18 protein-coding genes and 1 pseudogene are annotated in these 18,779 nt (G+C 54.1%); 12 read left to right on the top strand and 7 right to left on the bottom strand.

Annotated features, from left to right (window positions below):
* Positions 1-11 precede the first annotated feature (11 nt).
* On the top strand, positions 12-656 hold the full coding sequence (gene pphA / locus ACJTMZ_RS02960; RefSeq protein ID WP_015570293.1) for a protein-serine/threonine phosphatase: 645 nt from the start codon (positions 12-14) through the stop codon (positions 654-656).
* Between the two features lie 34 nt (positions 657-690).
* Here pphA and ACJTMZ_RS02955 read toward each other — a convergent pair whose 3' ends face one another.
* The 4 genes from ACJTMZ_RS02955 to yebS all read right to left on the bottom strand — a co-directional run bounded on the left by ACJTMZ_RS02955 (position 691) and on the right by yebS (position 6,441).
* The gene (locus ACJTMZ_RS02955; RefSeq protein WP_006811010.1) at positions 691-930 is read right to left on the bottom strand and encodes a YebV family protein; all 240 of its coding nucleotides are present in this window, start codon (positions 928-930) and stop codon (positions 691-693) included.
* Positions 931-1,035: 105 nt separating this feature from the next.
* Positions 1,036-2,499, bottom strand: coding sequence for a 16S rRNA (cytosine(1407)-C(5))-methyltransferase RsmF (gene rsmF, locus ACJTMZ_RS02950; protein WP_408626818.1), 1,464 nt, complete (start codon positions 2,497-2,499; stop codon positions 1,036-1,038).
* A gap of 56 nt (positions 2,500-2,555) precedes the next feature.
* Positions 2,556-5,189, bottom strand: coding sequence for an MlaD family protein (locus ACJTMZ_RS02945; protein ID WP_252010664.1), 2,634 nt, complete (start codon positions 5,187-5,189; stop codon positions 2,556-2,558).
* Positions 5,158-6,441: a membrane integrity lipid transport subunit YebS gene (gene yebS, locus ACJTMZ_RS02940; RefSeq protein WP_020480541.1), complete on the bottom strand. Its 1,284-nt coding sequence runs from the start codon at positions 6,439-6,441 to the stop codon at positions 5,158-5,160. Before yebS ends, ACJTMZ_RS02945 begins: the two co-directional genes overlap by 32 nt.
* Positions 6,442-6,573: 132 nt before the next feature.
* On the opposite strand from yebS, the gene ACJTMZ_RS02935 reads away from it, so the two are divergent.
* From ACJTMZ_RS02935 to htpX, 4 genes are all read left to right on the top strand, one after another.
* Positions 6,574-7,071, top strand: coding sequence for a GAF domain-containing protein (locus ACJTMZ_RS02935; RefSeq protein WP_252010663.1), 498 nt, complete (start codon positions 6,574-6,576; stop codon positions 7,069-7,071).
* 96 nt (positions 7,072-7,167) lie between these two features.
* The gene (gene proQ / locus ACJTMZ_RS02930; protein ID WP_003859895.1) at positions 7,168-7,854 is read left to right on the top strand and encodes an RNA chaperone ProQ; all 687 of its coding nucleotides are present in this window, start codon (positions 7,168-7,170) and stop codon (positions 7,852-7,854) included.
* Positions 7,855-7,873: 19 nt separating this feature from the next.
* On the top strand, positions 7,874-9,922 hold the full coding sequence (prc, locus tag ACJTMZ_RS02925; RefSeq protein ID WP_015570296.1) for a carboxy terminal-processing peptidase: 2,049 nt from the start codon (positions 7,874-7,876) through the stop codon (positions 9,920-9,922).
* Between the two features lie 193 nt (positions 9,923-10,115).
* Positions 10,116-10,997, top strand: a complete 882-nt coding sequence (gene htpX / locus ACJTMZ_RS02920) for a protease HtpX (RefSeq protein WP_015570297.1) — start codon at positions 10,116-10,118, stop codon at positions 10,995-10,997.
* 51 nt (positions 10,998-11,048) lie between these two features.
* Here the strand turns inward: htpX and ACJTMZ_RS02915 are convergent, their stop codons facing one another.
* On the bottom strand, positions 11,049-12,422 hold the full coding sequence (locus ACJTMZ_RS02915; RefSeq protein ID WP_193042399.1) for an MFS transporter: 1,374 nt from the start codon (positions 12,420-12,422) through the stop codon (positions 11,049-11,051).
* A 178-nt stretch (positions 12,423-12,600) separates the two neighbouring features.
* Between ACJTMZ_RS02915 and kdgR the strand changes: the two genes are divergently transcribed.
* Positions 12,601-13,392 carry a DNA-binding transcriptional regulator KdgR gene (gene kdgR, locus ACJTMZ_RS02910; RefSeq protein ID WP_252010662.1) on the top strand — a complete coding sequence of 264 codons (792 nt, stop codon included), beginning with the start codon at positions 12,601-12,603 and terminating at the stop codon, positions 13,390-13,392.
* Between the two features lie 64 nt (positions 13,393-13,456).
* Here kdgR and ACJTMZ_RS02905 read toward each other — a convergent pair whose 3' ends face one another.
* Positions 13,457-13,696, bottom strand: a complete 240-nt coding sequence (locus ACJTMZ_RS02905; protein WP_017384332.1) for a YobH family protein — start codon at positions 13,694-13,696, stop codon at positions 13,457-13,459.
* Positions 13,697-13,856: 160 nt separating this feature from the next.
* Here ACJTMZ_RS02905 and mgrB point away from each other — a divergent pair, with 160 nt between their 5' ends.
* The 6 genes and pseudogenes from mgrB (at position 13,857) to rlmA (ending at position 18,215) form a co-directional block, all read left to right on the top strand.
* Positions 13,857-14,000 carry a PhoP/PhoQ regulator MgrB gene (gene mgrB / locus ACJTMZ_RS02900; protein ID WP_003859906.1) on the top strand — a complete coding sequence of 48 codons (144 nt, stop codon included), beginning with the start codon at positions 13,857-13,859 and terminating at the stop codon, positions 13,998-14,000.
* 74 nt (positions 14,001-14,074) lie between these two features.
* Positions 14,075-14,362 (top strand): YebO family protein, encoded by a 288-nt coding sequence (locus ACJTMZ_RS02895; protein ID WP_017693259.1) that lies wholly within the window; start codon positions 14,075-14,077, stop codon positions 14,360-14,362.
* A gap of 669 nt (positions 14,363-15,031) precedes the next feature.
* Positions 15,032-15,176, top strand: a pseudogene (locus tag ACJTMZ_RS02890) (DUF2627 domain-containing protein).
* Between the two features lie 12 nt (positions 15,177-15,188).
* The gene (gene cspE / locus ACJTMZ_RS02885) at positions 15,189-15,398 is read left to right on the top strand and encodes a transcription antiterminator/RNA stability regulator CspE (protein WP_001062678.1); all 210 of its coding nucleotides are present in this window, start codon (positions 15,189-15,191) and stop codon (positions 15,396-15,398) included.
* 216 nt (positions 15,399-15,614) lie between these two features.
* Positions 15,615-17,360 carry a peptidoglycan glycosyltransferase FtsI gene (gene ftsI / locus ACJTMZ_RS02880; protein WP_032648589.1) on the top strand — a complete coding sequence of 582 codons (1,746 nt, stop codon included), beginning with the start codon at positions 15,615-15,617 and terminating at the stop codon, positions 17,358-17,360.
* A 39-nt stretch (positions 17,361-17,399) separates the two neighbouring features.
* A complete protein-coding gene (rlmA, locus tag ACJTMZ_RS02875; RefSeq protein WP_047063164.1) occupies positions 17,400-18,215 on the top strand; it encodes a 23S rRNA (guanine(745)-N(1))-methyltransferase in 816 nt (271 codons plus the stop codon).
* On the opposite strand, the gene mntP is transcribed toward rlmA, so the two are convergent.
* Positions 18,212-18,778 carry a manganese efflux pump MntP gene (mntP, locus tag ACJTMZ_RS02870; protein ID WP_023296797.1) on the bottom strand — a complete coding sequence of 189 codons (567 nt, stop codon included), beginning with the start codon at positions 18,776-18,778 and terminating at the stop codon, positions 18,212-18,214. The genes rlmA and mntP overlap by 4 nt on opposite strands.
* Position 18,779: the final 1 nt, after the last annotated feature.

Here is an 18,779-nt window from a genome sequence, read left to right as displayed (position 1 = left end):
CAGGAGGCGTTATGTATCAGAAAATAGAGGGAGAACACTGGCGTCATGTCTGGGTTGTCAGCGATATTCATGGTTGCTATCAGTGGCTTATGGATGAGCTGAAACGACGGCATTTTAATCCTGATACGGATCTGCTGATCTCGGTGGGGGATATTATCGATCGCGGGCCTGACAGCGTAAAATGTTTACAGCTGATGCAGGAAAACTGGTTTTATGCGGTACGCGGCAATCACGAGCAAATGGCGTTAGATGCGCTTGAAAATAATGATTTTAGTCTCTGGTCGATAAATGGCGGTAACTGGTTTACCGGGCTTAAGGACGCTCAACAAAAACAGGCGAAGGGTTTACTCGACGCGTGTCGGGACTTACCGCACATTATTGAAATAACCTGCAAAAACGGTCTCAACGTGATTGCTCATGCGGATTATCCCTCCGCCGAATATGGCTGGCATAAGCCGGTGGATGCCCAGCGCGTGCTGTGGGATCGCGACCGGTTAATGGGCTTTATGGTGGGCAAAGGGCAGGGCATTAGCGGCGCGGATCACTTCTGGTTTGGACATACGCCTGTGGACAAACGCTACGATTTTAACAATCTGCACTACATTGATACGGGGGCAGTATTCGGGGGCTTTCTGACGCTGGCGCAGCTTCAGTAATAAATAACCCGCCTTCGGGCGGGTTCTCTTTGGGTCAGGCAAGACGCAAGACCCAGGCATCGGTTTTACTGTCGTAATGCTCACGGTACAGAACGGAATGTTCCCCATCAAGGATCGCCGGGACGCTGGTATCTGCATCCCAGGCGTCCAGCTGCATGCACAAATCCGGATCGGATTTGCAGGGAATACTTAACGTTCGTTCGCCTTGTGCTTCGCCGCGCAATTCAGCGTCGTCGATTTCGAAAGCGCCAATGCGTACGCTGGTTTTCGTCATAATGCTCTCCGGTTTGTTGCCCAAAATCTGGTATGACCAGTGCAGTCACCCATTTTTGATCCTAGACAAGGAGAGCGAAATCGCCAGTAAAAAAATGCGCTTTTTTCAGGCGCTGCGGTTGTTACCGGTAAACAGGCGGCCATCGCGTACCAGTTCGCGCGGATAGTTGTTTTTCAGCCGCGAGCCGACTTTTTTCGCCAGCCCCAGCGGATAGCCCTGATACGTCACGATGACTTCATCCTGTGACGGGCCGTCTTCCGGGTAAACGTCACGACCGCGATACCACTCTTCCGCTTCCTGATGCGTCAGGGCGAAGGTGTTCTCACTGCCGGCCAGCGCAATGACCGCTTCGTGCTGCCAGCGATAGCCTTTGTTGTGGATCTCCGCCAGGCGAATACCGAGGCGGGAGAAACGCACCTTACCAATCAGCGGTTCGATGTTGACCGGGAACAGCCACAGCTCTTTGTCACGCATCCAGAGGCGCAGGCTCTCATCCCAGTGCAGGCCGACTTTGCTCGCAGCCGCTTGCGCCTGTGCCGCCTCACGGCCTTTGACCGGCGTGAACGGGAAGTTGCCGACCTTAAACCTAGGGGCAGGCAAGGGATCGACGGCGCGGGTTTTACGCAGACGGGCAACAAAGAAGCCTTCGCAATCGTAAATCTGCGGGAAGACATGCAGGAAGCCTTCAGGCGTGGCCGCATGACTGGCCGAGTCGAAGAGGGTGTCCAGCGGCAGAAACTCGACGGCATCTGCATAGCGTTGCTTGAGCCACAGGCAGACGTCCTCGTTTTCATCGCGATTCAGCGTGCAGGTAGAGTAAACCAGCGTCCCGCCTGGGCGCAGGGCATGAAACGCGCTGTCGATCAGTTCGCGCTGCGTGGCGGCGATCTCCAGGTTGCTTTCAACGGACCAGTTTTTTAACGCATCAGGATCTTTACGCACCACGCCTTCGCCGGAGCAGGGCGCGTCGAGCAGGATGGCATCAAAGGCTTCCGGCAGCGCAGCGCCAAACACGCGACCGTCGAAGTGCGTTAACGCGACGTTGTGGATCCCGCAGCGGCTGATATTGGCATGCAGGACTTTAACCCGGCTGGCGGAAAATTCGTTGGCGAGGATCGCGCCGCGGTTGTTCATCCGGGCGGCAATCTGCGTGGTTTTAGAGCCCGGCGCCGCCGCGACATCCATAACCCGCTCAGGCTGGTTCCCGTCGGCAAACAGCGCAGCAACCGGCAGCATGGAGCTGGCTTCCTGAATATAAAACAGCCCGCTCAGGTGCTCGGCGGTGCTGCCGAGCGGCAGGCTCTCCTCGTCATCCCGTTCGATCCAGAAACCCTCTTCACACCACGGCACTGGCGTTAATTGCCAGCCGTAGGGGGAGACGAGATCCAGAAACGCCCCGACGGTGATTTTCAGCGTATTGACGCGAATACTCCGGCGCAAAGGGCGCTGGCATGCGGCGACGAAATCGTCGAAAGAGAGATGAGCAGGAAGCGCCTCGCGCATCTGTGCGAGGAATTGTTCGGGAAGAAATACGGAGTTTTGAGCCACGGGCACACCACAGGGAAACATTCAGGCGCGCAGTGTAACATAAAGGCTCCGGCGCGTTGACACCGGAGCCTGCGAGATTAACGTGGCAGCGCCGTTCCCCATTCGCGCCACTCTTTCGGTTCACTTTCCAGCAGCAGGAAGTGTTTACCTGCCTGAGCCTTAGGCGCCAGAGGCGTGCCAGGCGGCGTCGCGAAGGCAATGCCGCCGCGAATGAACTGATTAAAGGTCCCCGTTTTGACCACGCCACCGGTCAGGCCGAAGTCCAGCGAGTAGCCTGAAGCGAGCCAGAACACCGAGTTGTTGCGCACCAGATGCTGATAACGCTGGCTGATGCGCAGGCCGACCATCACGCGATCGGACAGATTGCCCAGCGTCAGGCTTGTTACTGTCCCTACTTCAATGCCGCGGAACAGGACCGGCGTACCGATGCCCAGCGAACCGGCTTCCGGCACTTCAACCACAATGCTCAGACCGTCCAGATAACGGGAGTCGGTGATGGTGGCCTCCTGCAACTCAAATTCACGACGCGCGTTGCCGCGACCCGGTTCAACGTTAATGTACGGCTGAAGTATGGTATCGAGATGCTCAACCCCTGCGGCAGAAATTTGCGGCGTAACCACCGAGAAGCGCGAGCCTGCCCGGGCGAACGTCTGCACATATTCCGGATAAAGCACGGCGGTCGCCTGCACTTCATTGCGCGCGGTGATCAGCGTTAGCTTCTGGACCTGCCCGATATCAATGCCGAGATAGCGGATGGGCATGCCTTCCGCCAGTTTACCTGCATCAAAGGTGTGCAGGGTAATCTGCCCTCCGACGGCGCGCGCCGCGGTTTCGGACGGGAAGAGGATCCGCTTGTCACCTTTACGCATGTTGCCGCCGGCGCCGCTCAGGTTATCGAAGCTGATCGCACCGCGCAGGGCACGGGAGAGAGGCGATGCCTGTACGGTCAGCCCGCTGCCGTTGAGCTGCACTTTCGCGCCACCCTCAGCCCAGAACACGCTGTTTGGCGTGAGTAGCTTGCGGTACTCCGGCTTGATATGCAGTTCGATATCAAACGCGTCCGCACGAGGACGAACGGTGATCACTTCCCCCACCTCAAACTTACGGTAAAGCACGACGGAGCCTGCCTGGACATCCGGCAGCGTTTCAGCGCTTAAGGTCAGCGTGGTGGTTGGCAGGTCGCCAAGGCTATTTTCAATGGCTTTGTCCAGATTGGCGAACAGCGGATAGCTTTCGCGCAGCGCACCTTTGCTGCCCGGCAGAATGCGGATCCCACCGTTAACCCACTCACTGGCGCTGGCGCCGAGGAACTCAACCCCGTCCAGGCCCACCTTCACGTCGACCCGACTGTTAACCACAAATTTACTGTCGCCGTGGACCAGGTTGCCGTACTGCGGATCGATGGCGGCGGAGAAGGAGACCCCTTTTTCCGACAGCTTACGTTCGAGGACCTGGCCCACCTGCACACCGTGCAGGATCAGCGGTTGCCCGGCTTCAATACCGTAGCTTTCCGGTGCATTCAGCGTAACCGTCAACACGCCCGGTTTTTGCAGCAGGGCTTTATCCGCCGGCGCGATAACAAAGTTTTTGTTCGGCGCACCTTCGCCGGGGATCAGCTCAAAGGTGCTTCCCGTCAGCAGAGAACTGATGCTGGCGTCGCTGAGGGAGAGCTTCGGATTACGCAGTTCAATGCGCGTTTTTTCCCGCAGGAGATCCACCACGCTCGGATCCACCGTCATTTCGCCGGTAACGGAACCGCCCGCATTGAGGGTTAATTTTGTCAGTTGCCCGACCTCTAAACCCTGGTACATCAGCAGGGTCGAACCGGCTTTCAGGCCTTTGGCATCCGGCAGGGTCAGCTTGACGATGACACCGCGCTGGCTGTGCGCCAGGTCGGCGTACAGGCCAAAGGTATCTTCTGCGGCGGCAGGGCTGGAGTTAGCAGGTGAGTCGAAGGCGATAGCGCCATTCACCAGCGCCGCCAGGCTCTCAAGCTTCACTTTCGCACCGCTTAAGCTCAGGTCAGCATCGACGCCTGAGACGTTCCAGAAGCGGCTGCCTTTTTTCACCAGGTTGGTAAAACGGCGCTCGATGAGTACATCAATGGTCACGCCATCTTTGTTCGGGTTAATGGCGTAGTCGTAAACGCGGCCTACCGGAATTTTGCGGAAATAGACCAGAGAACCACTGTTCAGCGAGCCCAAATCCGGCGCGCGGAGATGGATCATCAAATCGCCGTTATTCAGCCGATATTTCGGCTGGGTATCCAGCGCAACAAAGTGATCCTGTGGCTCACCTTTGCCGGGCATCATGCCGATATAGTTACCGCCCACAAGCGCATCCAGTCCGGAAACGCCGGCCAGGGAGGCTTTAGGCGTGACCAGCCAGAACTGCGTTTCGGCACGCAGGGCATCCTGCATATCAGACTTAATGCTCGCCCGGACCTGGATTTTGTTCAGCCCTTTGCCAAGGGAAATATCCTGCACGGTACCCACTTCCACCCCCTGGAAGCGAACGGGGGTACGTCCGGCGACAATGCCGTCCGCAGACTGGAAATCAATCGTGATGGTACTTCCGCGATCTTCATAGCTCGTCCAGATAAGCCAGCCTGCGATCATCAGCGCGATGACAGGCAGCAACCAGAATGGCGAAATGCGGCGTTTTGTTTTAATTCTCGCTTCAGTCGGCGAAGCGGGCGTTTCCTGACTCATGTGCGTCCCAAAGTAAGCGGCTGTCCAGCCATTCCACTGCAAGAATAGTCAATATCACCGCAGAGCCGAAATAAAAAGCTGCGGGTCCCATGGTAAAAGCAAGTAACTGATCGCGATTGATGAGCGACATCATCAGCGAAATCACGAACAGATCCAACATCGACCAGCGACCAATCCAGGTCACAAATCGCAGAAGCAGGATGCGGGTGCGTAGTCCTTGTTCGCATTTAAAGTGAATGCTGATAAGCAGCGTAAACATCACCACCACTTTGGTAAAGGGCACCAGAATACTGGCGATGAAAACAATGGCGGCGACCCCCACGTTACTGTGCGCCAGAGAGATAATCCCCGAAAGGATAGTATCTTCCTGACGGGCGCCGTTCACATAAATTACGGAGATCGGCAGCATGTTGGCCGGGAACAAAAATACCAGGGAGGCGATTAGCGCCGCCCAGCACTTTTGCAGGCTGTTGTTGCGTCGCAATCTTAACGGAATGTGGCAGCGTGGGCACCTCCCGCGTTTATCCGGAAAACCGGTGTAATGGCAGCCCAGGCAGACGCGCAGGTTTTCATCAGGCCGGGTCGCGGGTCGCTGCGGGTAAAATCGCTCCCAAAGCTGTTCAACATTGAGATGAATCAGGGTCAAAATACTCAGCAGGACCAGTGAAATAAACGCGAAAAGTCCAATGCCGGGTTGTAAAAACGCATAATCCTGCACCTTGATGGAGGCCACGCCAATGCCTACCAGATAGATGTCCAGCATCACCCACTCCTTGAGCTTTTCCAGCATGAGCAGGACAGGGCGCAGGTTCATCCCCAGAATGTTGCCAAACCACAGGTAGGCAATTGCCGCGACCAGCACCAACGGCGCGCCGACGACGCAGAACAGCACCATGGCGGCCGTAAGCGGATCGCCCTGGCGCGTCATCTGCCAGATCCCCTGCAACACGTTAGCGTCAATACGCACGCCAAGCAGGTAGAGCTTTAACAGCGGCTCGGTCCAGGCGAAGGGCATCAGCAGTAGCATGGTGACCGCCATTGCCGCCAGACGCGTCAATGACCAGTCCCGGCCATCGCGGATTTTGGCATCGCAGCATGGACAAAAAGCACTTTGGTGCGATTTCATCTTCGGCAACATAAAAAGCGTATCGCACTGGGGACAACGCTGATAATGTGCACGGGGCAGAGCCTGGCTTACCGTACGGACAACGATCTTTCGTGTCGGCGTAATTTGGGGTGTTTTTAGGGCCATCAGTCGCACACAGATTAGTATTGTTGAAAGTTATAATAACTCATGAACGGATTCATCTTGAGCATGAGCGCATTTAATGCTTATTTTAATAGGCTATGCGGTAACTATGTAAGATAACTAAGTGGTTGAATAATGAACAAAACAGAATTCTACGCGGATCTGAATCGCGATTTTAAGGCATTAATGGCAGGGGAAACCAGTTTCTTAGCCACTCTGGCAAATACCAGTGCGTTACTGTTCGAACGCCTTTCTGACGTGAACTGGGCGGGCTTTTATCTGCTGGAAGGTGACACGCTGGTGCTGGGGCCTTTCCAGGGTAAACTCGCCTGCGTACGCATCCCGGTAGGTCGTGGCGTGTGCGGTACCGCAGTGGCGACCCGTCAGGTTCAGCGTGTCGAAGATGTTCATGCGTTTGACGGCCACATTGCCTGCGATGCCAGCAGCAATTCTGAAATCGTACTGCCGCTGGTGGTTAAAAATCAGATTATTGGCGTTCTGGATATCGACAGCACGGTCTTCAGCCGCTTTACTGCCGAGGATGAGCAGGGGCTGCGCGCGCTGGCCTCAAACCTGGAAAATGTTCTGGCAGAGACCGATTATCATAAATTCTTTGCGAGCGTCGCAGGATAATCAACGGATAACGTAGCATTTACTGATAGCGTCATTATAATGTCGCCTGTTCATGCCTGCGCTTGTTGGCAACGTCCGTTGTAATCAGGAAATTTCATGGAAAATCAACCTAAGTTGAATAGCAGTAAAGAAGTTATCGCATTTCTGGCCGAGCGTTTCCCGCAGTGCTTCAGCGCTGAAGGTGAAGCGCGTCCTCTGAAAGTCGGTATCTTTCAGGATCTGGTCGCGCGCGTTGAGGGGGAGATGAACCTCAGCAAAACGCAGCTTCGTTCTGCCTTGCGCCTTTATACCTCGAGCTGGCGTTACCTGTACGGTATCAAGCCGGGTGCGACCCGTGTCGACCTTGACGGCAACCCGTGCGGTGAGCTGGACGAGCAGCACGTAGAACATGCACGTAAGCAGCTTGAAGAAGCCAAAGCTCGCGTGCAGGCACAGCGTGCGGAACAGCAGGCGAAAAAACGCGAAGCCGCAGCGGCAAACGGTCAGGAAGACGCCCCTCGTCGCGAGCGTAAACCGCGCCCGGCACCGCGTCGTACTGAAAATAACGATCGCAAACCGCGTGCTGACAAACCCGCAGCTAAAGCCCCACGTGCCCCGCGCGAAGAGCCGCGTCACACCCCGGTTTCTGACATCAATGCGCTGAGCGTAGGTCAGTCTCTTAAGGTGAAAGCGGGTAACAACGCGATGGACGCCACCGTACTGGAAATCACCAAAGATGGCGTTCGTGTACAGCTGACTTCTGGTATGTCAATGATTGTACGCGCAGAACACTTGTTGTTCTGAAACGGAGGCCGAGCCTGGCATGAACACTTTTTTTAAGCTCACCGCGCTGGCTGGCCTGTTTGCTATAACAGGCCACGCTTTCGCTGTGGACGATATTACGCGTGTTGATCAAATTCCGGTTCTCAAGGAAGAGACTCAGCACGCGACGGTGAGTGAGCGCGTGACGTCGCGCTTTACTCGTTCGCACTATCGTCAGTTCGATCTCGATCAGGCCTTTTCGGCCAAAATCTTTGACCGTTATCTGAACTTGCTGGATTACAGCCATAACGTACTGCTGGCCAGCGATGTCGAACAGTTCGCTAAACGCAAATCCGAAGTGGGTGACGAGCTGCGCTCCGGAAAGCTCGATCTGTTCTACGATCTGTACAACTTATCGCAAAAGCGCCGTTTTGAGCGTTATCAATACGCGCTGAAAGTGCTGGAACGTCCGATGGACTTCACCGGCAACGACACCTTTAATCTGGACCGCAGCAAAGCGCCATGGCCGAAAGACGAGGCTGAACTGAATGCGCTGTGGGACGGAAAAGTCAAATATGACGAACTGAGCCTCAAGCTTACAGGCAAAGACGAGAAAGAGATCCGTGAGACGTTAAATCGTCGCTACAAATTCGCTATTCGTCGTCTGGCGCAGACCAACAGTGAAGATGTTTTCTCGCTGGCGATGACCGCGTTTGCGCATGAAATTGATCCGCACACTAATTATCTCTCTCCACGTAACACCGAACAGTTCAATACCGAAATGAGCCTGTCTCTGGAAGGTATCGGTGCTGTGCTTCAGATGGACGATGATTACACCGTAATCAACTCCATGGTGGCCGGTGGCCCTGCGTCGAAAAGCAAAGCGATCAGCGTAGGCGACCGTATTGTCGGTGTGGGTCAAACCGGAAAGAGCATGGTGGACGTGATTGGCTGGCGTCTTGATGACGTTGTTGCGCTGATCAAAGGGCCGAAGGGCAGCAAAGTTCGCCTGGAGATCCTGCCAGCCGGTAAGGGGACTAAAACCCGTATCGTTACTCTCACCCGTGAGCGTATCCGTCTGGAAGATCGCGCGGTGAAAATGTCGGTGAAAACCGTGGGTAAAGAGAAGGTTGGCGTTCTGGATATCCCAGGTTTCTACGTCGGCCTGACCGATGATGTGAAAGTGCAGCTCCAGAAGCTTGAAAAGCAGAATGTCAGCAGCGTGATCATTGACCTGCGCAGCAACGGCGGCGGGGCATTGACCGAGGCCGTCTCGCTTTCCGGGCTGTTTATCCCGTCTGGCCCGGTGGTACAGGTGCGCGATAACAACGGTAAAGTGCGTGAAGATGCCGATACCGATGGTGTGGTCTACTATAAGGGTCCGCTGGTGGTGCTTGTCGATCGCTTCAGCGCCTCTGCATCGGAAATCTTCGCTGCTGCCATGCAGGATTATGGCCGGGCGTTAATCGTCGGCGAACCGACGTTTGGCAAGGGCACCGTTCAGCAGTACCGCTCTCTGAACCGTATTTACGACCAGATGCTGCGCCCTGAATGGCCAGCGCTGGGCTCAGTACAGTACACCATTCAGAAGTTTTACCGCGTCAACGGCGGCAGTACGCAGCGCAAAGGCGTGACGCCGGATATCATGATGCCGACAGGTACCGAAGAGACGGAAACGGGCGAGAAGTTTGAAGATAACGCGCTGCCGTGGGATAGCATTGATGCCGCGACATTCGTGAAATCGGGTGATATGAAACAGTTCGGACCGGAACTGCTGAAAAATCACAACGATCGCATCGGGAAGGATCCGGAATTCCAGTACATCATGAAGGACATCGCGCGTTTCAACGCTTTGAAAGCGAAACGGAACATTGTGTCTCTGAACTACGCCCAGCGTGAAAAAGAGAACAATGAAGATGACGCGACACGTCTGGCGCGTATCAACGATCGCTTCAAACGTGAAGGCAAGCCTCTGCTCAAAAAACTGGACGATCTGCCTAAGGATTACCAGGAGCCCGATCCGTATCTGGACGAGACGGTGCATATCGCGCTTGATCTCGCGAAGCTGGAAAAAGAGAAACCCGCCCTGCAACCTGCTCCGACAAAATAATCCCCCAACAGGCACAAGAAATTGTGCCTGTTTCTTTATGTACCTCCTCCTTCCGTCAGGCAGATTTCCAATTGTGTAAAGTTGTGTCTTTCTGGTGACTTACGCCGTCTGGATGCTTGAAAATAGCCGTAATACCCATACGATGTGGGTAATCGCATAGTGCGTTTTGTTAAACTGAGGTTAAAAGAATATTATGATGCGAATCGCGCTCTTCCTGCTCACCAACCTGGCGGTGATGGTGGTATTCGGGCTGGTGCTAAGCCTGACGGGAATTCAGTCGAGCAGCGTTCAGGGTCTGTTGATTATGGCGCTGCTGTTTGGTTTCGGTGGCTCTTTCATTTCATTGCTGATGTCCAGGTGGATGGCACTGAAATCCGTGGGCGGTGAAGTTATTGAGCAACCGCGTAACGATATGGAGCAGTGGCTGATGAGCACGGTAGCTCAGCAGTCAAAGCAGGCGGGCATTGCCATGCCGCAGGTAGCCATCTACCACGCGCCGGATATTAACGCGTTTGCTACCGGTGCGCGTCGTGACGCGTCCCTGGTGGCCGTCAGTACCGGCCTGCTGCAAAACATGAGCCGTGACGAAGCGGAAGCGGTTATTGCTCACGAGATCAGCCATATCGCCAATGGCGATATGGTCACCATGACCCTGATCCAGGGCGTGGTGAACACCTTCGTTATCTTTATTTCTCGTATTCTGGCACAGATTGCTGCCGGGTTTATGGGTGGCAACCGTGATGAGGGTGAAGAGAGCAACGGCAACCCGCTGATCTATTTTGCTGTTTCAATGGTGCTGGAGCTGGTGTTCGGTATCCTGGCAAGCATCATTACCATGTGGTTCTCCCGTCATCGTGAGTTCCACGCGGATGCCGGTTCCGCGAAACTGGTGGGTCGTGAAAAGATGATTGCTGCGCTGCAACGTCTGAAAACCAGCTACGAGCCGCAGGAAGCAAACAGCATGATGGCCTTCTGCATCAACGGCAAATCAAAGTCGCTGAGCGAGCTGTTTATGTCTCACCCGCCGCTGGATAAACGTATTGAAGCGCTGCGTAGCGGCGAATACCTGAAGTAACGTAATCGGGTTGAAAAGAACCGGGCTGGAGCCATTCTCCGCCCGGTTTTTTTATGCCTGCGCCTTTGGCTGGGTGACGCGAAGGCCGCTAATGACAGCCGCGAGGGTCGCCAGGGTCCCTGCGGTAATCAGCGCAACGTGTGTCGCATTCTGCCCGGCAAGGTTAAACATCAACGCCACCAGTGCGGCCCCGGTGCTTTGCCCCAACAGTCTTGCCGTGCCCAGCATCCCGCTGGCGCCACCGCTGCGATGACGTGGGGCAGAGGTGATAATCGTGTGGTTATTAGGGGACTGGAACAGACCAAAACCGGCCCCGCACAGGATCATGCGCCAGATAATATCCAGATCCCCCGGCGAGGAGGGCAGGAGCGCCAGCGCAAACAGTCCCACCGCCATGACAACCAGCCCAATCGCCCCCAGAAGCCCGGCATGGACGCGCTCAATAAGGTAACCGGCCAGCGGGGCCATCACCATGGTTGCCAGAGGCCAGGGCGTGAGCAGCAAGCCTGTCTCCACTTCTGAACGGCCAATCACGCTCTGCAAAAAGAACGGCAGCGCAACCAGCGCCAGCATCTGGGCGCAGAACGAGCAAATGGAGGTACAAATGGATAGCGAAAACAGCGGAATACGCAGCAAATCCACCGGCAGTAACGGCACGGGCAGCGCCAGCTGACGTCGTACAAAGAAAAAGCCGATGATAAGCATGGCAACGATTTCTGCGGCAATGAGCGACAGAGACTGTCCCTGCGCAAATCCGCTCAGCGCGGTAATCAGCAGGCCAAAAGTCAGCGCGTTCATCACGGCGCTGGGCAGATCGAAACGTGGCATGGTGCTTTTCGGACCATTTTCCGGAAGATAGCGCAGGGCGAAGAAGATCGCCACAATGCCCAGCGGCACGTTAATGGCAAACAGCCACTGCCACGAGGCAACGGACAGGATGGCGGCGGCAATCGTTGGCCCGGCGGCGGACGACACGGCCACAATAAAGGAGTTAATGCCCATGCCGCGCCCCAGGTGGCGGTGAGGATAAATAAGCCGTATCAGGGCCGTGTTCACGCTCATTAGCGCCGCGCCGCCAAAGCCCTGCGCGATTCGCGCCAGCGTAAGGGTGTGCAGTGAATCTGAAAGGGCACAGAAGAGCGAGGTGAGGGTAAAGACCACCAGCCCGCACTGGTAAACCCGGCGATAACCAAACATATCGCCCAGGAAAGAGAGTGACAGAAGGGAAATCACAATCGCTATCTGGTACGCGTTCACAATCCAGATGGAGCTTGCCGGCGAAGCATTAAGGTCTTTGGCAATGGTAGGAAGAGCCACGTTGGCAATCGCGCCGTCAAGGACAGCCATCGAAATACCGATGACAATAGTGGCAATTGCCCCGTACCGCTGCGGTAAGGGCAGGCCATCAGAAACGTTTTTTTGCATGGGAAAAGAATAACTCAGCGTGAAATTATTTTCAGAGTAACTATTTTAGCATCGTTATTTCGGTTTTATGTCGCAGATTTGTAACGAAGTAAACCCAGATAGATTGCAGCACGCATCACACGAATTTATAATAAAAACCGGTTCTGATTTTTATAAAACACTCTCCATGAGGTGATAAATGGCAATCTCAGATTTGGATAAGCAGCCAGATTCTGTTTCTTCCGTGCTGAAGGTGTTTGGCATCTTGCAGGCGCTCGGAGAAGAGCGTGAAATTGGTATTACAGAGTTGTCGCAGCGTGTGATGATGTCGAAAAGCACCGTTTATCGCTTTTTGCAGACGATGAAATCATTGGGTTATGTCGCGCAGGAAGGAGAATCAGAAAAATATTCTCTGACCCTGAAACTGTTTGAACTGGGCGCCCGCGCCTTGCAGAACGTGGATCTGATCCGCAGTGCTGACATTCAGATGCGTGAACTTTCACGACTGACGAAAGAGACAATTCACCTCGGTGCGCTGGATGAAGACAGCATTGTTTACATCCACAAAATTGACTCCATGTACAACCTGCGCATGTATTCACGCATCGGTCGTCGTAACCCGCTGTACAGCACCGCAATTGGTAAAGTACTGCTGGCCTGGCGCGATCGCGAAGAGGTGAAGCAAATCCTTGACGGGGTGGAGTACAAACGCAGCACCGACCGCACGATTACCAGTACGGATGAGCTGCTGAGCGTGCTGGATAACGTGCGTGAGCAGGGTTACGGGGAAGATAACGAAGAGCAGGAAGAGGGGCTGCGTTGCATCGGTGTGCCGGTGTTTGACCGCTTCGGCGTTGTCATTGCGGGCCTGAGCATTTCGTTCCCAACGCTGCGTTTCTCTGAAGAGCGTCTTCATGAATATGTGGCGATTCTGCATACCGCAGCGCGCAAAATTTCAGAGCAGATGGGCTATAACGATTATCCGTTCTGATCGACGCCACCAATAAAAAACGCCGCACTTTTGCGGCGTTTCTGTAAGCGAAGTTCAGCGCTGATTAACCGTTATCAACCACAACAGATGATTTACGCAGCACAGGACAGTTGGTTAACCCGATGATCCCGCTGTCGGAATGGATGTACTGAGCCGTGCTTATCCCCTGGGCGGTAAGATATTTACACTGGATACCCAGACCCGCGGCATTTTCTTTGCTCCCCATTAATACGCCGTACCCACTTAATAACAGGCCGATCCAGACAATGGCCAGTACAATTACTGTACGAATAAGTAAACGCATCGTTGCCTCTTTTTTCTTTGTTGTCATAGAGTAAGCGTAACGGCTTTACGCAGTGAAACAAGTGCATGATTCCGAAAAGCGTCTGTTGAAGGTACAGTTAGCCCCTGTTTAAGATAACCGTGATAACCTGGCTGTATCAGGTCATAAGACGGAGTGTGGAGTGAAAAAAATACGCTGGGTAATTCTGATTATAGTGTTGATAGCATGCGTGGTGCTGTGGACGCAGACTATCAATGTGATGTGCGATCAGGATGTACAGTTCTTTAGCGGCATTTGTTCAATCAATAAGTTTATCCCCTGGTAGAGACCATTTTTACGCTGAGTGATGTCCTTACGCGGCGGCAGTGGTAAAATAGCGGTTTTTACTGAGGTGGTGAAATGGGTGAGTTACTGAATTCGGGGCTGCTGAGCATTGCATCCCTGGTAATGTCTTTGGTGGTGCTGGTCGTTGGGCTGGTGCTGTGGTTTTTCGTTAACCGCGCCAGCTCCCGCACAAACGAACAGATTGAGCTGCTGGAAGCATTGCTCGATCAGCAGAAACGGCAGACTGCACTGCTGCGTCGTTTGTGCGAAGCCAACGAGCCGGAGGAGAAAGCGGTACCGAAGGACGCTGTTGCTCAACAACAAGACGAGGAAGACTTCATTCGCCTGGTAGCTGAACGATAGTCTGCCCGGAGCGGGGAGGTGGCCTGACGTACGGCGTAAATCCCCTCCCTTATCAAATGCATCCCACAACTTCCCGGCATTTAATTAAGCAGCAGTTAACTCATGTTTTAGCACACTGAAAACTGGCGAATATTTATCCTTATTTAACAAATTCAGTTTCGTTGAATAAATAGTGTGCTTTATCTTTCCTGAAGTGTTTTATTTTTATCGAAACGTTTTGCTTGCCTTGTTTTGAGGCAGAGTCATAAAAATTTCATTATTTTGGTGCAGAATAACACTTATTAAATGGTGGTTTTTAATACAGTTAGCAAAATGTAATTAACATCGTATATTCCCTGACACATGTTGGTGCGTTGCAATGTTTTCAGCATAACTTTTCACAAAATGTTCTAACTCAGTCATTCCTTTAAAGAAATTCTGGGATTGGGATGGACGCTTTGAAATGATTGAGCTATGTTTAAAATGTCTTTGATTACAGGGCGCGTCAACGCACCCTGCGGGCAGTGAGGTCAGGTGGCGCTTCATTTGACAATTCGCATAACTGTGCAGATTGTTATGGAGTAACGTCTGAATTTGTGCGGCGGATCGAGACACGTTTAAAAATGGCTTGCCATATTAAACGTTGTGTGTGATAACACGTTTTGGGTCAAACGAGGTACAGTTCTGTTTATGTGTGGCATTTTCAGTAAAGAAGTCCTGAGTAAACACGTTGTCGTTGAATACCGCTTCTCTGCCGAACCTTATATTAGTGCCTCAAGCAGTAATGTCTCAGTTTTATCTATGTCAAAGCCTGCGGGCTAAGAAAACACTCTAAGGAATTTTGCAAATGGCAAAGATTAAAGGTCAAGTTAAGTGGTTCAACGAGTCTAAAGGTTTTGGTTTCATTACTCCTGCTGACGGCAGCAAAGACGTGTTCGTACACTTCTCTGCAATCCAGGGTAACGGCTTCAAAACTCTGGCTGAAGGCCAGAACGTTGAGTTCGAAATTCAGGATGGCCAGAAAGGCCCAGCTGCGGTTAACGTAACTGCTATCTGATCGAATCACTGCTGACTGAAGCGCTCAGCGCTTCGATCTCAGACATAAGCCTCGCCGATGCGGGGCTTTTTTATTCGCTTATTTTTCAAAATATTACGTAATCCTCCTCTGTTATTATCTTGTTGCAAACCCGCGAGATTATTAGCATTGTTTTCCCGCCTTATTATCCGCTTTTCCCGTTAAATCAGGGCGTTGATTAACAGCCCTGGGGTTAAGGTGAAAAAAAAGACAATAACCACCACCGGAAATTTCACTCCGGCACGTTTTGCACTTCTGTGTCTCGCCATCTTTTGTAGCCTTGCGTTTCTGCTGGGCCGCGTAGCGTGGCTACAAATTATCAAACCGGATAATCTGGTGAAGCAGGAGGATATGCGCTCCCTGCGCGAAGTGGCGATAGACGCCCCGCGTGGGATGATTGTTGACCGTGAAGGGCGACCCCTTGCGGTGAGCGTACCCGTCCAGGCCGTCTGGGCCGATCCCAAAACAGTGCTGGAAAAAGGGGGGATCGGTTTTGACTCGCGCTGGCAGGCCCTGGCAAATGCCTTACACCTTTCTCTGAGCACGCTCGCATCACGAATCAACAGTAACCCGCACGGGCGATTTATTTACCTGGCCCGTCAGGTTGATCCCGCCCAGGCAAAGTGGATCGATAAGCTGCGTCTTCCCGGTATCAACCTTCGCGATGAGTCCCGCCGCTTTTACCCTGCCGGGCACGTGGCGGCGAACCTGATTGGCTTCACCAATATTGATGGTCAGGGCATTGAGGGCGTCGAGAAAAGCTTTAACACGCAGCTTACCGGGAAGGCAGGCGTGCGGCTGGTCAGGAAAGATCGCTACGGACATGTGGTGGAGAACCTTACGGAGGTGGCTCCCGTACCTGCACATAATATTCAGCTTAGTATCGATGAACGCCTGCAAACTATCACCGAAGACGCGCTGGATAATGCCGTGGCGTGGAACAAAGCCGAGTCAGGCGCGTCGGTGCTGATTAATATCCGAACGGGCGAAATTCTGGCGATGGCGAGCTTCCCCGACTTCAACCCCAACAACCGGGAAGGGGCAACGCTGGATGATTTTCGCAATCGCGCGATCAGCGACACCTTTGAACCTGGCTCTACCGTTAAGCCCCTGGTGCTGATGACGGCGCTACAGCAGGGGCTGGTACAGCCTGACAGCGTGATAGACACGCACCCTTACACCATTGATGGTCATCGTATTCGTGATGTGGGCTACTACCCCGAGCTGACGATGACCGGGATTTTGCAAAAATCCAGCGACACAGGCGTATCCCGCCTTTCGCTGGCGATGCCCGTGCAACGGTTACTGGATACCTATAAAAACTTTGGTTTTGGCGAGAGTACCGGGCTTGGTTTAACGGGAGAAAGCGCAGGCTTACTGCCGCAGCGAAAATTCTGGAGTCAGTTAGATCGGGCGACCTTTGCCTTTGGGTATGGCCTGATGGTAACCCCCCTCCAGCTGGCGCATGTGTATGCCACCATCGGCAGCTACGGCATTGAACGGCCTCTGTCCATTACCCGTATCGACCCGCCGGTGATTGGCAAGCGGGTGATGCCCGAGGAAATTGTTCACGAGGTGGAACATATGATGGAGAGCGTTGCGTTACCCGGCGGTGGTGGGGTCAAAGCGGCGGTGCGTAACTATCGCGTGGCGATAAAAACCGGGACGGCCAAAAAAATCGATGAACATGGTAAGTATGTGGATAAATACGTCGCCTATACCGCAGGCGTCGCGCCTGCCAGCGATCCCCGTTTCGCGCTGGTGGTGGTGATCAACGATCCGCAAAACGGTGCCTACTATGGCGGGGCCGTTTCTGCGCCCGTGTTCAGCGAAATTATGGGTAACGTCCTGCGCCTGGAAAACGTGAAGCCAGACGGGCTGCCGGCAGATTCTGACCATCTGATCGTGATGCGTCACCCAGCCGTTTATAACCCTGGCGAATAGCGGTACACTTCGCCTTTTGGTTTACGCCCTGGAGCTGTCATGTCTTTCAGTTGTCCCCTTTGCCACGCGCCGCTGACGCGCGCGGAGAAAACGTTTATCTGTCCACAGGGACATCAGTTTGACCGGGCGAAAGAGGGCTATGTAAATCTTCTGCCGGTACAACACAAGCGCTCCCGGGACCCGGGTGACAGCGCGGAGATGATGCAGGCGCGCCGGGCGTTTCTCGATGCCGGGCACTATCAACCGCTCAGGGATGCCGTTGTCGCCTTACTCCGTCAATATCTGACAGAAGGCGCATCCGCCATGCTGGATATCGGCTGCGGCGAAGGTTACTACACCGCCACGTTTGCTGACGTGGCGGCTGAGAAGGGTGCCGAAACTTTCGGGCTGGACGTGTCGAAAGTGGCTATCCGTGCGGCAGCCAAACGCTACTCAGCGGTAACGTTCTGCGTGGCCTCCAGCCACCGCCTGCCGTTTGAGGAAGCGAGTATGGACGCCGTGGTGCGTATCTATGCGCCGTGCAAGGCAGAGGAGCTGGCGCGCGTCGTTAAGCCTGGCGGCTGGGTTATCACCGTCACGCCAGGGCCGCGTCATCTGCTGGAGTTAAAAGGGCTGATCTATGATGAAGTTCACCTGCATGCGCCGCACTCTGAACAGCTGGCGGGCTTTGCGTTAAAGCAGGCGCAGTCGGTAGCGTATGAAATGACGTTGCAGGGAAGTGAAGCCGTGGCGTTACTGCAAATGACGCCGTTTGCATGGCGGGCAAAACCAGAGGTGTGGGAAACGCTGGCAGCGCAGACAGAATTTCGCTGCCAGACGGATTTCAGCATCCATTGCTGGCAGCACGAAGGTTAACCCGCGAAGTGTGCCCAAAGGATTTGGGCACCAATCCCGATCAACACGATACCGCCCAGAATTTCGGCGCGTTTGCCTAACAGCGGGCCAATGAACCGACCCACCATCATCCCCAGCGTTGACATGATCAGCGTGGCGCAGCCAATCGCCAGCGCGGTGGCGATAATATTGACCTGCAAAAACGCCAGACCGACACCCACGGCCATTGCATCCAGGCTGGTTGCGATGGCGGTTGTCACCAGAAGCCAGAAGCCGTGGCGTTGCAGCGGCGCATCATCTTCATCGCCGTTACCACGAAAGCCTTCAATCACCATGCGTCCGCCGAGGAACACCAGCAGCACGAAAGCAATCCAGTGATTCCACTCCAGCACGAACTGGCTGGCGAGCATCCCCAGACCCCAGCCGATAAGAGGCGTCAGCGTTTCGATAGCGCCAAAGATGAGACCGGTACGCAGGGCGTCGGAAAATTTAGGTTTATGGAGGGTGGCACCTTTACCAATAGAGGCGGCAAATGCGTCCATGGACATGCCAAAAGCCAGAAGGATCGTAGCGGAGATATTCATA

Source organism: Enterobacter sp. DN (assembly GCF_046054285.1).
GTDB lineage: Bacteria > Pseudomonadota > Gammaproteobacteria > Enterobacterales > Enterobacteriaceae > Enterobacter > Enterobacter hormaechei_C.
Note: the sequence above shows the minus strand (reverse complement) of the source record. Positions and strands in the feature narration are given on the sequence as shown.

Excerpts from the sequence above, each read along its gene's own strand:
- ACJTMZ_RS02895 (WP_017693259.1), top strand. The coding sequence starts at position 14,075 with ATGGGTGAGTTACTGAATTCGGGGCTGCTGAGCATTGCATCCCTGGTA.
- ACJTMZ_RS02945 (WP_252010664.1), bottom strand. The coding sequence starts at position 5,189 with ATGAGTCAGGAAACGCCCGCTTCGCCGACTGAAGCGAGAATTAAAACA.
- ACJTMZ_RS02955 (WP_006811010.1), bottom strand. The coding sequence starts at position 930 with ATGACGAAAACCAGCGTACGCATTGGCGCTTTCGAAATCGACGACGCT.
- rlmA (WP_047063164.1), top strand. The coding sequence starts at position 17,400 with ATGTCTTTCAGTTGTCCCCTTTGCCACGCGCCGCTGACGCGCGCGGAG.
- kdgR (WP_252010662.1), top strand. The coding sequence starts at position 12,601 with ATGGCAATCTCAGATTTGGATAAGCAGCCAGATTCTGTTTCTTCCGTG.
- cspE (WP_001062678.1), top strand. The coding sequence starts at position 15,189 with ATGGCAAAGATTAAAGGTCAAGTTAAGTGGTTCAACGAGTCTAAAGGT.
- htpX (WP_015570297.1), top strand. The coding sequence starts at position 10,116 with ATGATGCGAATCGCGCTCTTCCTGCTCACCAACCTGGCGGTGATGGTG.
- mntP (WP_023296797.1), bottom strand. The coding sequence starts at position 18,778 with ATGAATATCTCCGCTACGATCCTTCTGGCTTTTGGCATGTCCATGGAC.
- ACJTMZ_RS02935 (WP_252010663.1), top strand. The coding sequence starts at position 6,574 with ATGAACAAAACAGAATTCTACGCGGATCTGAATCGCGATTTTAAGGCA.
- ACJTMZ_RS02905 (WP_017384332.1), bottom strand. The coding sequence starts at position 13,696 with ATGCGTTTACTTATTCGTACAGTAATTGTACTGGCCATTGTCTGGATC.
- proQ (WP_003859895.1), top strand. The coding sequence starts at position 7,168 with ATGGAAAATCAACCTAAGTTGAATAGCAGTAAAGAAGTTATCGCATTT.
- prc (WP_015570296.1), top strand. The coding sequence starts at position 7,874 with ATGAACACTTTTTTTAAGCTCACCGCGCTGGCTGGCCTGTTTGCTATA.
- yebS (WP_020480541.1), bottom strand. The coding sequence starts at position 6,441 with ATGGCCCTAAAAACACCCCAAATTACGCCGACACGAAAGATCGTTGTC.
- ACJTMZ_RS02915 (WP_193042399.1), bottom strand. The coding sequence starts at position 12,422 with ATGCAAAAAAACGTTTCTGATGGCCTGCCCTTACCGCAGCGGTACGGG.
- pphA (WP_015570293.1), top strand. The coding sequence starts at position 12 with ATGTATCAGAAAATAGAGGGAGAACACTGGCGTCATGTCTGGGTTGTC.
- rsmF (WP_408626818.1), bottom strand. The coding sequence starts at position 2,499 with ATGTTTCCCTGTGGTGTGCCCGTGGCTCAAAACTCCGTATTTCTTCCC.